The organism is Streptomyces sp. NPDC001890 (genome assembly GCF_042891445.1).
GTDB lineage: Bacteria > Actinomycetota > Actinomycetes > Streptomycetales > Streptomycetaceae > Streptomyces.
In genome coordinates, this window is sequence record NZ_JBIATE010000001.1 from 857,218 (window position 1) to 871,032 (window position 13,815).

General features: G+C 72.4%; 7 protein-coding genes and 1 pseudogene. 3 read left to right on the forward strand and 5 right to left on the reverse strand.

Annotation, left to right across the window (positions count from 1 at the left end; translation table 11 throughout):
* Positions 1-62 precede the first annotated feature (62 nt).
* The gene (gene pulA / locus ACFYY1_RS03750; RefSeq protein WP_388580329.1) at positions 63-5,381 is read left to right on the forward strand and encodes a pullulanase-type alpha-1,6-glucosidase; all 5,319 of its coding nucleotides are present in this window, start codon (positions 63-65) and stop codon (positions 5,379-5,381) included.
* Between the two features lie 188 nt (positions 5,382-5,569).
* Positions 5,570-7,606, forward strand: coding sequence for an ATP-binding protein (locus ACFYY1_RS03755; RefSeq protein WP_388580333.1), 2,037 nt, complete (start codon positions 5,570-5,572; stop codon positions 7,604-7,606).
* 48 nt (positions 7,607-7,654) lie between these two features.
* On the opposite strand, the gene ACFYY1_RS03760 is transcribed toward ACFYY1_RS03755, so the two are convergent.
* The 4 genes from ACFYY1_RS03760 to ACFYY1_RS03775 form a co-directional block, all read right to left on the reverse strand.
* Entirely contained in the window at positions 7,655-8,395 is a 741-nt protein-coding gene (locus ACFYY1_RS03760) for a TetR/AcrR family transcriptional regulator (RefSeq protein ID WP_388580336.1), read from the reverse strand.
* Between the two features lie 70 nt (positions 8,396-8,465).
* Positions 8,466-9,548 carry a PDR/VanB family oxidoreductase gene (locus ACFYY1_RS03765; RefSeq protein ID WP_388580339.1) on the reverse strand — a complete coding sequence of 361 codons (1,083 nt, stop codon included), beginning with the start codon at positions 9,546-9,548 and terminating at the stop codon, positions 8,466-8,468.
* Positions 9,549-9,550: 2 nt separating this feature from the next.
* Complete coding sequence (locus ACFYY1_RS03770; RefSeq protein WP_388580342.1) at positions 9,551-10,456, reverse strand: metal-dependent hydrolase; 906 nt, start codon at positions 10,454-10,456, stop codon at positions 9,551-9,553.
* A 76-nt stretch (positions 10,457-10,532) separates the two neighbouring features.
* Complete coding sequence (locus ACFYY1_RS03775; protein WP_388580345.1) at positions 10,533-12,449, reverse strand: hypothetical protein; 1,917 nt, start codon at positions 12,447-12,449, stop codon at positions 10,533-10,535.
* 280 nt (positions 12,450-12,729) lie between these two features.
* Here ACFYY1_RS03775 and ACFYY1_RS03780 point away from each other — a divergent pair, with 280 nt between their 5' ends.
* Positions 12,730-13,455: a BTAD domain-containing putative transcriptional regulator gene (locus ACFYY1_RS03780; RefSeq protein WP_388580347.1), complete on the forward strand. Its 726-nt coding sequence runs from the start codon at positions 12,730-12,732 to the stop codon at positions 13,453-13,455.
* Positions 13,456-13,569: 114 nt separating this feature from the next.
* Here ACFYY1_RS03780 and ACFYY1_RS03785 read toward each other — a convergent pair.
* Positions 13,570-13,815 (reverse strand): annotated as a pseudogene (locus tag ACFYY1_RS03785) (hypothetical protein); the annotation flags it as partial.

The following is a 13,815-nucleotide window of genomic DNA, read 5'->3' on the forward strand; positions in this document are numbered from 1 at the left end:
CCCCGCCCCCGGCACGTCCGCCTGCCCCCAGAGCACCACCCGCACCCAAGGAGACCCAGCCCGTGTCCCGTTCCACCCTCAGGCGTGGAGCCGTCGCCGCACTCTGCGCGGCGCTCCTCCCCGTCGTCCCGGCGGCGACCGCGTCGGCCGCACCGAGACCTCCGGGCCCGCCCTCGGACGCGAAGCTCGCCCAGGCGCCCGCCCGGCACGACCTGACCCGCGAGCAGTTCTACTTCGTCATGCCCGACCGGTTCGCCGACGGCGACACGTCCAACGACCGGGGCGGGCTGACCGGTTCGCGCCTGGAGACCGGCTACGACCCCACGGACAAGGGCTTCTACCAGGGCGGCGACCTCAAGGGCCTGACCAGCCGGCTCGACTACATCAAGGGCCTCGGCACCACCGCCATCTGGCTCGCCCCGATCTTCAGGAACCGCCCCGTCCAGGGCACCGGCAAGGACGCGTCGGCCGGCTACCACGGCTACTGGATCACCGACTTCACGCAGGTCGACCCGCACTTCGGTACCAACGCCGACCTGGCGAAGCTGATCGACAAGGCCCACGCCAAGGGCATGAAGGTCTTCTTCGACGTCATCACCAACCACACCGCCGACACCGTCGACTACGCCGAGAAGACCTACGGCTACCGGCCGAAGGGCGCCTACCCGTACCTGGACGAGAACGGCCGCCCGTTCGACGACGGCAAGGGCCTGGCGAAGGTCGACGCGGACTCGTTCCCGTACACGCCCAGGAAGACCGGCGACGACAAGGTCCCGGCCTGGCTCAACGACCCGGAGATGTACCACAACCGGGGTGACTCGACCTTCGCCGGGGAGTCCGCCGAGTACGGCGACTTCTCCGGTCTCGACGACCTGTGGACCGAGCGGCCCGAGGTCGTGACCGGCATGGCGAAGATCTACGAGAAGTGGGTCCGCGACTTCGACATCGACGGCTTCCGGATCGACACCGTCAAACACGTCGACCTGGACTTCTGGACCCAGTGGGCGACCGCCCTGGACACCTACGCGGCCGGGCGCGGCCGCGAGGACTTCTTCATGTTCGGCGAGGTCTACTCCGCAGACACCGCCGTCACCTCGCCCTACGTCACCCGGGGCCGGCTCGACGCGACACTCGACTTCCCGTTCCAGGACGCGGCCCGCCAGTACGCCTCCCAGGGCGCTCCGGCCGCGAAGCTCGCCGCCGTCCTCGGCGACGACTACCGCTACACCACCGACAAGGCCAACGCCTACGAGCAGGTGACCTTCCTCGGCAACCACGACATGGGCCGCATCGGCACGTTCCTGAAGCAGGACAACCCGAAGGCCGACGACGCGGAACTCGTCCGGCGCGCGGAGCTCGCCAACGAGCTGATGTTCCTGGTCCGGGGCAACCCCGTCGTCTACTACGGCGACGAGCAGGGCTTCACCGGCGCGGGCGGCGACAAGGACGCCCGCCAGACCATGTTCGCCTCGAAGACCGCCGACTACCTCGACGACGACCAACTGGGCACCGACCGCACCCACACCACCGACGCGTACGACCCGAAGCACCCCCTGTACCGGAACATCGCCGCGCTCTCCGCACTCACCCGGAAGAACCCCGCGCTGCGCGACGGCGTCCAGACCGAGCGCTACGCGCAGGGCTCCGTCTACGCCTTCTCCCGCACGGACCCCGAGCGCCCCCACGAGTACCTGGTCGCCACCAACAACGGCACCGCCCCGAGGACCGTCGAGCTGCCCACCGCATCGGCCGGCATGAACTTCCGTACGCTGTACGGCGGTTCCTCCACCGTCCGCAGCGGCGCCGACAAGAAGCTCACCGTCACCGTCCCCGCCCTCTCCAGCCTCGTGCTGCGCGCCGAGAAGCCGATGGGCACCCCCGCCACCGAGCCGGCCATCACCCTGAAGGCGCCCGCCGCCGGGGCCACCGGCACCGTCGAGATCTCCGCCGACGTCGACGGCGGCGGGCTGAACCGCGTCGTCTTCGCCGCTCAGACCGGCAACGGCAAGTGGGTCACGCTCGGTTCCGCCGACCACGCCCCGTACAAGGTCACCCAGCACCTGGACGGCAAGGTCGCGGCCGGCACCCCACTGCGCTACAAGGCGGTCGTCGTCGACCGCGCCGGACGCACCGCGAGCGCCCTCGCCACGACCACCGCCGGACAGGCCCCGGCCGAGCCGAAGCCGGTGGCCGTCCAGCGCGACCACGCCGTCGTCCACTACAAGCGCGCGGACGGCGACTACGCGGGCTGGACGCTCAGGTCCGGTGACCGCACCGCGCAGTTCACCGGGCGCGACGCCTACGGCGCCTTCGCCTGGCTGAAGCTCGACGAGGGCGCCGCCACCGTCCCGTACACCGTCGAGAAGGACGGCACCGCCGACGGGCCGCAGCGCACCGTCGAACTCGCCAGGACCGGGCAGGTCTGGATCGAGCAGGGCAAGGACGGCCAGGCCGACACGGCCCCCGACGGCGCCTACCCGCCGCAGGACACCACCAAGGCCGTCCTGCACTACTACCGCCCCGACGGCGACTACGACGGCTGGGGGCTGCACACCTGGACCGGCGCCAAGAACCCCACCGACTGGGCGAAGCCCCTCCAGCCGGTGCGGAAGGACGCCTCCGGCGTCACCTTCGAGGTACCGCTCACCGACGGCGCCACCTCGCTCTCCTACATCCTGCACAAGGGCGACGAGAAGGACCTCCCCAGCGACCAGTCGCTCGACCTCGCCACCTACGGGCACGAGGTCTGGATGCTCGGCGCGACGCCCGGCTACCTGCTGCCCCAGACCGGCGGCGTACCCGCCCCCGACCTCTCCCGGGCCGAGGCGCAGTGGATCGACGCCGACACCGTCGTATGGAAGGTGAAGACCACCGACGCCACCAGCCAGCAGCTCGTCTACGCACCGGGCGGCGGGATCTCCGTCGTCGACGGGGCGCTCTCCGACGAGGGCCGGTGGCTGCGGCTCACCCCCGCCGCGCTGACCGACGCACAGAAGGCGGCCCACCCGAACCTCAAGGACTACCCGGCGTTCACCGTCGACGCCCGGGACCGGGACCGGATCCGCGAGGCCCTGCGCGGTCAGCTGATCGCCACCCAGCGCGCCGCCAACGGCGCCCTGCTCGCGGCCACCGGCGTGCAGAGCGCCGGCGTGCTCGACGACCTGTACGGCAAGAACGCGGCCGACGCCGCGCTCGGCCCGGTCTTCGGCCGCGACGGCCGCCCCACCCTCTCGGTCTGGGCGCCCACCGCCCGTACCGTCGCCCTGGAGCTGGACGGCCGCAGCGTTCCGATGCGCCGCGACGACCGCACCGGCGTCTGGTCCGTCACGGGCCCGAGGAGCTGGCAGGGCAAGCCCTACCGCTACACGGTGGACGTCTGGGCGCCCACCGTCGGCAAGATGGTCACCAACAAGGTCACCGACCCCTACTCCACCGCCCTGACCACCGACTCCGCACGCAGCCTCGTCGTCGACCTGGACGACCCGGCCCTCGCGCCGAAGGGCTGGTCCGGGCTGAAGAAGCCCGCCGCCGTACCGCTGCGCGACGCCCAGATCCAGGAGCTGCACATCCGCGACTTCTCGATCGCGGACCGCACCTCGAAGCACCCCGGCGAGTACCTCGCCTTCACCGACACCGGCTCCGACGGGATGAAGCACCTCAAGAAGCTCGCGGACTCCGGCACCAGCTACGTCCATCTGCTGCCGGCCTTCGACATCGGCACCATCCCCGAGAAGAGGTCCGCACAGCAGAAGCCGGCCTGTGACCTGTCCGTGTACGCCCCCGACTCCCAGGAGCAGCAGGCCTGCGTGACGAAGGCCGCCGCGAACGACGGGTTCAACTGGGGCTACGACCCGCTGCACTACACCGTCCCCGAGGGCTCCTACGCCTCCGACCCCGAGGGCACGAAGCGCACCGTCGAGTTCCGGCGGATGGTGCAGGGCCTCAACGGCGCGGGGCTGCGCACCGTCATGGACGTCGTCTACAACCACACCGTCGCCTCCGGCCAGGACGACAAGTCCGTACTCGACCGGATCGTGCCCGGCTACTACCAGCGGCTGCTGGACGACGGCACCGTCGCCACGTCCACCTGCTGCGCCAACACCGCCCCCGAGAACGCCATGATGGGCAAGCTCGTCGTCGACTCGATCGTCACCTGGGCCAAGGAGTACAAGGTCGACGGCTTCCGCTTCGACCTGATGGGCCACCACCCCAGGGCCAACATCCTCGCCGTCCGCGAGGCGCTCGACGCCCTGACGGTCGCGAAGGACGGCGTCGACGGCAAGAAGATCATCCTGTACGGGGAGGGCTGGAACTTCGGCGAGATCGCCGACGACGCCCGCTTCGTCCAGGCCACCCAGAAGAACATGGCCGGCACCGGCATCGCCACGTTCTCCGACCGCTCCCGCGACGCCGTCCGCGGCGGCGGCCCCTTCGACGAGGACCCGGGCGTACAGGGCTTCGCCACCGGCCTCTACACCGACCCCAACACCTCCGCCGCCAACGGCACGGAGGCCGAGCAGAAGGCCCGGCTGCTCCACTACCAGGACCTGATCAAGGTCGGCCTCACCGGCAACCTCGCCGACTACACCTTCACCGACTCCTCGGGCCGCACCGTCAAGGGCTCGGGCGTCGACTACAACGGCGCCCCCGCCGGATACGCCGCCGCCCCCGGCGACGCCCTCGCCTACGCGGACGCCCACGACAACGAGTCGCTGTACGACGCGCTCGCCTTCAAGCTCCTGGCGGGCACCCCGGCGGCCGACCGGGCCCGCATGCAGGTCCTGGCCATGGCGACGGCCACCCTCTCGCAGGGGCCCTCGCTCTCCCAGGCGGGCACGGACCTGCTGCGCTCCAAGTCCCTGGACCGCAACTCGTACGACAGCGGCGACTGGTTCAACGCCCTGCACTGGGACTGCCGCGACGGCAACGGCTTCGGCCGCGGGCTGCCGCCGGCCGCCGACAACGAGTCCAAGTGGTCCTACGCGAAGCCGCTGCTGGGCAACACCGCGATCGGCCCCGGCTGCGCACAGATCGACGGCGCGTCCGCCGCGTACCGGGACCTGCTCACCATCCGCTCCACGGAGAAGGACTTCGGCCTCTCCACCACCGAGCAGGTGCAGTCCGCCCTGTCCTTCCCGCTCTCCGGGAAGGACGAGACCCCGGGCGTGATCACCATGCGGCTCGGAAAGCTGGTGATCGTCCTCAACGCGGCTCCCGGCACCCGGACCCAGACGGTCGCCGAACTGGTGGGGAAGCAGTACGCGCTGCACCCCGTCCAGGCGGCGGGCGCGGATCTTACTGTCAAGAAGTCCACGTATGAGGCGAGTTCAGGAAGTTTCACCGTCCCGGGACGCACGGTGGCGGTGTTCTCCCTGAGTTGAGCCAGGACAGGGCTAGGTTGGGAGGCAGCAGCCGTCGGGGAATGCCGCAGCACCGCACCCCTGGCGCGCCCTCCCACCACCCGGCCGGTCCCGGCCCCTCTCCGGACGGCACAGGCATCCCGCATGCCTGTGCCGTCCGGAGTCAGGGTCCGGGACCGGCCGGTCCACCTGTTTCAGCGACGGTGACCATGGCGAGCAACATCCCCGAGGAGACCACGAGCTTTGTCGGACGGAAAGCGGAACTTGCCCGGCTCGAACACACCCTCGCCACGCACCGGCTGACCACACTCACCGGCAGCGGTGGCGTCGGCAAGACCCGGCTCGCGGTCCGCGCCGCCCGGCAGGCGGCGGCCGGACACCGCGACGGCGCGTGGTGGGCCGACCTCTCACCGCTGCACGACGACGGACTGCTCATCGCGACCGTCTCCGACGCCGTGGGGCTCTCCGACCACACCCTGCGCATGCCCATCGACGCCCTGTGCGAATGGCTCGTCGACAAGGAAATGCTGCTGATCCTCGACAGTTGCGAACATCTGCGCCCCGCCTGCGCGCACCTGCTCGGCGAGATCCTCACGACCTCCCCCGGCCTCACCGTGCTCGCCACCAGCCGGCAGCCCCTGAACATCAAGGGCGAACAGGTCGTCGAGGTCGAACCGCTGCCCGTCGAGGGGGCGGCCGACGCGCTGACGCTGTTCCGGGACCGGGCGGCCGCGGCGGCCCCGGGCCTCGCCCTGGACGAGCCGGGCAACGCGGAGGCGGCCACCGAGATCTGCCGCCGCCTCGAAGGCATTCCGCTCGCCGTCGAACTCGCGGCCGGGGCGCTCGGCCGGGACACCGTCGAGCAGGTCGCCGCACGGATCAGGACCCGCTTCGACGTACCCGCCGACACCTCGCTCTGGCCGCCTCGCCACCGCACCCTGCGCACCGCCATCGGCTGGAGCCATGAGCTGTGCACCCCGCTGGAACGGCTGCTCTGGGCCCGGCTGACCGTCCTGCGCGGCGAGTTCGACGAGGCCGCGGCCCGTGAGGTCTGCGCCGGGGGGCCGCTCACCCCGGACGGTGTGACCGGGGCGCTGAACGGCCTGGTCGCCAAGTCCGTGGTCGGCCGGGACGGCGCACGGCACCGCATGCTCGACACCATCCGCGAGTACGGACGGATGTGGCTCGCCGAACTCGGTGAGGAACGGGCCGCCGCCGACCGGCACGCCGCCTGCTTCCTCGGCCTGGCCCGCAAGGCCCACGCCGGCTGGACCGGCGACGACCAGATCAGCTGGTACCACCGCATCGCCGAGGCGCACGCCGACCTCTGCGCCGCCCTGGACCACCTGCTGGCCCACGACACCGCGGCCGCCCAGGAGATGGCCGGACGGATCGGCTTCTTCTGGTGCTGCTGCGGCCACCTCCCGCAGACCCGCGAATACGCCCGCCGCGCCCTGGCCGCCGGACCGGCCGAGGGCCCCCACCGCACCCGCGCCCTGTGGGTGCTGGGCATCACCGTCATGCTCCAGGGCGACTACCCGGCCGCCCGCCGCCTGGGCCGGGAGTGCACCAGGGAAGCCGCGCGCGACGGCACCGACGAGGGCATCCTCGCCGCCGCCTATCTGTGCGGCCTCACCGATCTGATGACCGGCCGCCCCGAGGCGGGCCTGCGCGAGGTCGACCGGGTCCTGCGCTCGACCGGCACCGCCACCCCGCTGGAGAAGGCCTACCGGCTGCGGTGCCGGCTCATCACGGTCTTCGCCCTGACCGGGCTCGGCCGGCTGGACGAGGCGGCGGAGGCGGCCGCGGTCCTGCGCGCGGTCTGCGAGGCCCAGGACGAATGCTGGACCCGCAGCTACGTCGACTACCAGCTCGCCCTGATCGCCCTGCTGAAGGGAGATCCCCAGGCGTCCGCCGCCCACGCCCGCTCGATGCTCGCGGGCAAGCACCGCATGCGCGACCGCTTCGGGATCGCACTGGGCCTGGACGTCCTGGCCGCGGCGATCGCCGCCCAGGGCGCGGGCGCCCGCGCCGCCCAGGTGTACGGCACGGGACAGGTGTACTGGCGCATGGTCGGCCAGCCGCAACGCGGCACCCCGGAACTGGAGCCGCTGCGCGAGGCATGCGAACGCCAGGCCCGCGAGGCCGTCGGCGACGTCGCCTACCAGCGGGCCTTCGAACGGGGCCGGGCGGACAACGCGGAGGTCGGTCTGGCCGCCGCGCTCCAGGGCGAACTGCTCATGTAGGGGTCCAGGGCGTGTTTCGAAAGTCCCGTCCGCCCGGCGGGCAGACCGCTACTTTCGAAACACGCCCTGGAGCAGCCGTTGCGCGGGCACGGCGGGTACGGCCGGGGCCAGGGCGGAGAGCCGGTTCAGCAGCTCTCCGAACGGCCCGTCCGCCGGCTCCTGGCCGAGCACCCGCAGCACGATGCCCGCGGTCTCCGTGCTGTACGCGGCGCTCACCGCGGCCAGCGCGGCGAAGTCGTGCACCAGCTGCAACTCCAGCTCCTCGCGCGGAATCCGCCGCCCGTCCAGCCAGATCAGCGCCGTCGACTCGGCCAGCGACACCCAGGAACGCACGACCAGCTCCAGGCGCGCCGGGGGATCCTCGACCCCCAGATGGGACAGGATCTGCTCGCAGGCGGCCTGCCGCACCCCGTCGATCATCGCGTTCGCCGTCGAGGACCCTGCCGCGGGCCCGCCCCGCATCAGCGCCGAGAACCCCGGACCGTGCTCCTCGACGAAGTCGAAGAACCGCCCCATCACCCGCAACAGCCGGGCCCCGAGCGGCCCTTCGCGGGGCTCCACGAACCGGGCCGCCAGCTCGTCGGCGGCCCGCCGCAGCGCCGCCTCGTACAGGCTCTGCTTCCCCGGGAAGTAGTGGTAGACCAGCGGCCGCGAAATCCCCGCGGCGGCCGCGATCTCATCGATCGACACCTCGTCCGGGGCGCGGTGACTGAACAACTCCAGCGCGACACCGATCAATTGCTGTCTGCGCTCCTCGACGCCCATCCTGCGCCGCACCCCGGTCGTCATGGTGGACAGCGTACCGAGTGGGGCGGCGCGGGAGCGGAGGCGGGCGGCCCGGCCCCGCTCCCCACCGCGCTCAAAGGTCCAGCACCAGCCGTTCGCCCCGGCACCGGGACACGCAGATCAGCATCGAGTCGTCCCGCTCCGAGTCCGTCAGGAGTTCGTCGCGGTGGTCGATCTCGCCCTCCAGGACGCGCTGCCGGCACGTACCGCAGAAGCCCTGCTCGCAGGAGTACGAGACGTAGGGCAGCTCCTCGCGCACCGCCGCCAGCACCGACTGGTCCGCCGACACCCGGACCGTACGGCCGGAGCGGCGCAGCTCGACCTCGAAGGGGCCCGAGCCGGCCGGCGACGCGGCCGCCGCCGTGAAGCGTTCCAGATGCAGGGTGCGGCCGGGCGGGACGGCGGCGGCGACCGCGTCCATCAGGGGTTCGGGGCCGCAGCAGTAGACGGCGGTGCCCTCCGTCGTGTCCGCCAGGGCCGCCGCGGCGTCCGGGTGGCCCGCCTCGTCCTCGGCGACGACCGTCACCCGGCCGCCCTCCGCGCCCAGCTTCTCGATCTCGTCCAGGAACGGCATCGAGGCGCGGGTCCGACCGCCGTACAGCAGCCGCCAGTCGGCGCCCGAGGCGGCGACGGACCGCAGCATCGGCAGGATCGGGGTGATGCCGATGCCGCCCGCGACGAACAGGTACGCGGGGGCGTCGGTGAGCGGGAAGCGGTTGCGAGGGTCGCGGATCTCCACCTCCTCGCCCTCGTGGAGCTGGGCGTGGACCTCGCGGGAGCCGCCTCGGCCGTCCTCGACCAGCCGCGTCGCGATGGTGTACGTGCCGGGGTCGGCCGGGTCCCCGCACAGCGAGTACTGGCGGACCAGGCCGGAGGGCAGCAGCAGGTCGAGGTGGGCACCGGGCTGCCACGGCGGCAGGGCGGACCCTTCGAGACGGAGCTGGACGACGCCCTCGGCCGGGGTGGTCCGCTCGGTGATCAGCAGCCGGCGGGTGGCCGTGGTGCGTCGCTCGGAGTGGCCCGAGATCGGTTCCTCCAGGGCGGGCAGCGGCCACAGCGGGGAGTTCTGGATCCGGCGGTGCAGGGCGCGCTTGGCCAGCAGTGCGGCGCCCGCGACCAGGACGACGGTGCGCAGGCGGGGCAGGGGGAGCGGCATGTTCAGCTGGTTCCCGTCATACGGGCCTCGGCGGCGGTCGCCGCGGGCGAGTGGGCGAGATAGTCGATGGCCTGGGCCGTATTGCCCTCCTGCGAGGGGTGGTAGTCCCGGCTCAGATAGCGGGGGACCGAACGCAGCAGATCACCGGTGGCGGGCAGGGTGCCGCGCTTGCCGCTGGTGTAGAACTCCTTGAACGAGCCCTTGCCGTTCAGCAGGCTCGGGTCGTTCTCCATGAAGAAGCGGATGCCGCGCTGCCAGAGGAAGACCAGCGCGCTGAACGCCGTGGCCCAGGTGCGCGCCCGGCGCGGGTAACCGCCGTCGACGTGCATGAACACCTCGAACGCGACCGAGCGGTGCTCCACCTCCTCCGCACCGTGCCAGCGCAGCAGGTCCAGCATCATCGGATCGGCGCCGCGCCGGTCCAGCTCGTCGGCGTTCAGCACCCAGTCGCCGAGGAAGGCGGTGTAGTGCTCGATCGCCGCGATCAGCGCCACCCGTTCCATCAGCCACCACTTGCGCGCCCGCCCCGGCGGCAGCGTCCGGTCGCCGAGCAGCTTCTCGAAGAACCAGTCGACCTGCGCGGTGTACGGCGTCGGGTCGAGCCCCAGCTCCTTCAGACGGGGCAGGACGTCGTCGTGCGCCTGGGAGTGCACGGCCTCCTGGCCGATGAAGCCGATGACGTCCTGACGCAGCTGTTCGTCGTGGATGTACGGCAGCACCTGCCGGTACACGTGGATGAACCAGCGTTCCCCGGCGGGCAGCAGGAGATGGAGCACATTGATGGTGTGCGTGGTGAACGGGTCGCCCGGCACCCAGTGCAGGGGGGTCTTCTCCCAGGCGAAGGAGACCTTGCGCGCCTTGAGAGGCGTCCGCTCCGAGGCGACCGGCGCCGGCTGCGTGTTAGACATGTTGTCAATGTACTGAGAGGTAAGCCGCCGGAACAGAGGCATGCGGCGAATTCCTGACGCCCGGGAGGACGGTGCATCAGCGCAACGCGCCCACCCGGCTCCCGTCCGCCAGCGTCCCGTTCAGGCGGGCCCGGTCGCCCGCCCTGGCCGGCACGGCGAGCAGGCGGCTGTCGGAGCGCGCCTCCACCCCGCCCGACGCCGTCAGCGAGGCGAACTGCTCACTGCCCGCCGCCAGTACGTACCAGCGGCCGCCCCGCGACTTCCACAGCACCCCGGCCAGCACCCGGGGCGCGCGCATCCCGCAGGCCGGGGAGTCCTCGGCCCTGGCCGCCACCGCCCCGGGCGGCCCGCCCGTCGCGACGGCCGGTGCCGACGGGGCCTGGAACTGGGCGAGGACCCGGCTGCCGGTACCCCGCCAGGTCTCCGCCCTGGTGCAGAGCCAGCGCGCGGAACCGCCGCCCTCGGGCAGCAACTGCTCGGCGTACTGCCAGGAGTTCACCGACCGCACCCCGCGCGAACGCACCGCGGGCAGCAGACAGGCGGTCCGCGCCCAGCTGTCCCGCTCCGCCCATCCGGCGACATCGTGCGGCGCGGACGGCGGGCCCGAGGTGAGCCGGGCCGGGACCAGCTCGCCGAGGTCCGCCATCAGCCGGGCCGCCGGGCCGTCGCGGACCTCGATCGCCTCCCAGGCACGGCAGTCACGGACCGTTGCCGGGCTGGTCAGCGCGGCGGTCACCCCGTCGGCGCGGCGGGGCAGCGGCCGCCGTACGGCAGCCGGCGTCAGCAGGTCCCGCACCGAAACCGCGCTCACCCAGGGCGCGGTGAGGTAGCGGATCCGGTCGCCACCGCGCGCCACGATCAGCGCGGCGGCCGTCGCCCGGTCCGCACCGTCGACCCGGGCGAAGTCGAGCGCGACGCCCTCGCCCCGGCCGCCGTCCCGGGGTTCCGCGTACCGCACGACACGCAGCCCGTCGTAGAACAGCACCACCGTCACCCGGTCCACCTCGCCCGCGTACAGCAGTTGCGGCGCCCCCATCGGAGGCCCGACGGGAGTGCCGGGGGTCGCCGACGAACGCACTGCACCGTCCGGGCGCGCCCAGGCCCGCAGCGCGCGGCCCAACAGCCGGGTGTCCCCGGTGCGGCTGCCGCGGGTGGGCCAGGAAGTGAAGTCGGTACGCGGCGAGCGCTGCCAGGACGTCGTGGACACCCGGCTCAACCTTCCCGGATCCAGGGCCTGTTGGGCGGCCGTGCCCCGGTTGTCCCGAGGCGCGGACGCGGCGCCGCGCCCCCAGCCGTTGCCCGGCAGCCCCAGCAGCGCCCCGCACACCAGCAGCGCGGCGACCGCCGTCAGCGCCGCCTTCGCGTGCCGGCGGCGGCGCAGCAGATCCGGCGGCCGGGCCTGGAGCGAACAGGGGTCGAACTCGGGGGAGCCGAGGAGCGCGTGCGGCGCCGGGACGCCCGCCGCCTGGGCGAGCGCCCCGTACGGGTCGGCGACCCCGGCGTCCGCGAGCACCCGCCGGGTCTCCGCGTCGGTCAGCCCCTCCAGACCGCGCAGGGCGTGGGCGGCACGGCCGGGACCGGAGAGCGCCGACAGGGCGTTCTCCAGGGCGAGTCCGCCCGATCCGCCGGAGTGCGGGAACAGCCGCAGCCCCCACACGAGCGGGAGCAGCGACGGCAGCCGGGTGCGACGGCCCGCCGCCAGGGCCGCCCGCAACACCCGCCGGCGGGCGAGCGCGTACGACGGATCCGCCGCCGCACCGCCGGGCCCGCGCGGCACCGGGAAGCCGCTCCCGGCCCCCGACCGGCACCCGGACAGCAGGCACCGCTGGGCCAGCGCATGCGCCTTCAGTACCCGGCGGTGGCTGCCGAGCGACGGCGGCAGCACGAGATAACCGAGCCGGACCAGCCGCGGATAGTGCTCGACGAGCGCGGCCCCGGCCTGCTCCCCGTCGGCCGGGGCGGCTGCGGAAGGTACTTCTGGCAGTGGACGCACGTTCAGCAGAACGAGCGAATCGTGCGATGGTCACCCCGGCCCGTCCATGCACGGTGCAACGGTTCCGCGGTCCCGATGAAGACAATTCGACATCGCTCGGCAGGTAGAGCAGCATGGCTAAGCGGGAGGTGTACAGATCGCTGGCCCCCAGCGTTGGCGGCGCGGCCAGTCGACGGGCGCCGGGTAGACCGACCCCCCTACGCGATCACAAAGCGATCACAAAGCCATGAGCTCATATGATCTCGCTTTCTCGCAGCCGCCCACCAGGTCCAGGCCGTTCGTGAGCATCTCTCTGCTCGGCGGTTTCGACATCGTCGTCGGCGACGAACCAGTGACCGTCCCAGTCGGCTCGAAGCGACTACTGGCGTTTATCGCGCTACACTACCGGGCTGCTGTTCCCCGAACTCTGGTCGCCGGGAGTCTTTGGCCCGAAGCGACCGAGCAGGGCGCGAACACGAACCTCCGGTCGGCGCTGTCACGTCTCCAGGACCTCGGGAAGCAGGCGCTGAACATCTGCCCCGCCGAGTTGCGTCTCGCGCGGGAGGTCGACGTCGACCTGTTCCGGGCCCGGTTGCTGGCCCAGCGCATACTCGACTCCCATGTCCCCGCAGGGGAACTCGACCTCAACGCGGCGGCCGTCGACCAGCTGTCCGCAGATCTGCTGCCCGGCTGGTACGACGAGTGGATGCTGCCGGAGGCGGAGCAATGGCGGCAGCTCCGGCTCCACGCTCTTGAGGCACTGACGGAAGCCTTCATCGGCACGAAGGAGTTCGCCTGGGCCGTGACGGCCGCCCACGCGGCTGTCCAGGCGGACCCGCTGCGGGAGAGCAGTCAGGCTTCGCTGATCCGTGCCCACCTGGCGGAGGACAACCGGTCCGAGGCGTTGTACGACTTCGAACGCTACGAGCAACAGCTCGGCGCCGAGCTGGGACTCCGTCCCACACCGCGGCTGCGCCGGCTGGTGTCCGAACTGCAGCGGTCGCGCCCCGGTGGCGGATCCCCGTAGCCGCAGGTCCTCGCCCCGGCGTGCTCCAGCGTGTTGGCGAACCCGCCACTGCCCAGTGGCGGGTTCGCGTTACCGAGTCTGCTCGGTTCGGGCGTGATCAGCACGCGACAGAGGTCACGTCTGTGCACCCTGCTGGAGCACGTTGCCGCTGCTGGGGCCGGTCTGTGCGCCCTGTTGCAGGACGTTGCCGCTGCTGGGGCCGGTCTGTGCGCCCTGTTGCAGGACGTTGCCGGTGCCGGGTCCGGTCTGTGCGCCCTGCTGGAGGACGTTGCCGGTGCCGGGTCCGGTCTGTGCGCCCTGCTGGAGGACGTTGCCGGTGCCGGGTCCGGTCTGTGCGCCCTGCTGGAGGACGTTGCCGGT

Bases quoted from the DNA above. Each gene is read 5' to 3' on its own strand.
- ACFYY1_RS03755 (WP_388580333.1), top strand. From the start codon at position 5,570: ATGGCGAGCAACATCCCCGAGGAGACCACGAGCTTTGTCGGACGGAAA.
- ACFYY1_RS03760 (WP_388580336.1), bottom strand. From the start codon at position 8,395: ATGACGACCGGGGTGCGGCGCAGGATGGGCGTCGAGGAGCGCAGACAG.
- ACFYY1_RS03765 (WP_388580339.1), bottom strand. From the start codon at position 9,548: ATGCCGCTCCCCCTGCCCCGCCTGCGCACCGTCGTCCTGGTCGCGGGC.
- ACFYY1_RS03770 (WP_388580342.1), bottom strand. From the start codon at position 10,456: ATGTCTAACACGCAGCCGGCGCCGGTCGCCTCGGAGCGGACGCCTCTC.